Origin of the sequence: Streptomyces sp. SID14436 (genome assembly GCF_010548465.1) — a bacterium.
GTDB lineage: Bacteria > Actinomycetota > Actinomycetes > Streptomycetales > Streptomycetaceae > Streptomyces.
Genome location: NZ_JAAGMD010000363.1, coordinates 1 through 377, shown reverse-complemented (window position 1 = coordinate 377; position 377 = coordinate 1). Strand labels below are relative to the sequence as shown.

The 377-nt window shown below is 81.7% G+C and carries 1 pseudogene; it reads right to left on the bottom strand.

Features of this window, described 5'->3' with window-relative positions:
- Positions 1–377, bottom strand: a pseudogene (locus G3I53_RS33275) (hypothetical protein); the annotation flags it as partial.

The window sequence follows — 377 nt, the reverse complement described above, 5'->3', positions numbered from 1 at the left end:
GAGGCCCGCCGCCCGTCCGGCAGCGCGGCCAGCGTCCCCACGGTCGTCAGCACCGCGCAGGCCACGGCCCCGACGACGGCCACGCGCTTGCGGCGGTACCAGGGGCGGACACCGGGCCGGGCCGCGCCGGGCCGCCGGGGGCCACTGACCAGCGCCGGCACACCGGCGGACGGGTCCGGGGTGGGGGGAGGGGGTGCTGTCCGGGGGGTGGGGGCCGGGGTGCGGGAGTCGTGGGAGCTGCCGGTGGGTTCTGGGGCGCGGGAGTTCGGGGCGCTGCCGGTGGGTTCCGGGGCGCGGGAGTTCGGGGCGCCGTCGGCTGACTCCGGGGAGCCGGAGTCGTGGGCGTCGTCGGCCGGCTCCGGGACGGGCGCTGCGGG